Raw genomic sequence first — 511 nt, 5'->3', positions numbered from 1 at the left:
GGGTGAGCAGGCACAGCCCGAGCCAGACCAGCAGGGTCTTGCGCCGGAAGGCCGGATCGGCAGGTTCCGGGTGCGGGACTGGCAGTGCTCTGTCGGTCATTAGTCGCGAAATACCAGATGTTTGCGCAAAAGCCAGGTTGCGGTGAAGCTGACCACGATTGCGACCAGCTTGGCCAGCCGCGGATCGCCATGGAGCGCCGTGACCAGGCCGACAATGGAAGTGGTGAGCGCCAGGCCGATCAGTGCCGAAACCACGAACAACGCCTTCTGGCGGGTGCGGGCGGCACCGCGTTCGGCGACGTTGTCATTGAATACCTTGCGGCTCGAGAGGATCCAGTGGGCGACGATCCCGGCGCTGTAGCCGATCGCCGAGGCAATCGCGGCCATCATGCCGATCGAGAGCAGGGCCAGAAACAGTCCCATGTCGACCGCCAGGGCGCCGACGCTGGCAATGCCATAGCGAATGACCGTGGTCTTGCGCAGGCGATAGAGCAGGTCGGAAAGGTGTTGC

At 64.0% G+C, this 511-nt stretch carries 1 protein-coding gene; it reads right to left on the bottom strand.

Annotated features, from left to right (window positions below):
* Window positions 1–99: 99 nt before the first annotated feature.
* Window positions 100–511: GtrA family protein (locus AC01FP_RS19030; protein ID WP_474482540.1), on the bottom strand; the 412-nt coding region annotated here is incomplete at its 5' end.

The organism is Cyanobium sp. NIVA-CYA 375 (assembly GCF_056108345.1).
Note: the sequence above shows the minus strand (reverse complement) of the source record. Positions and strands in the feature narration are given on the sequence as shown.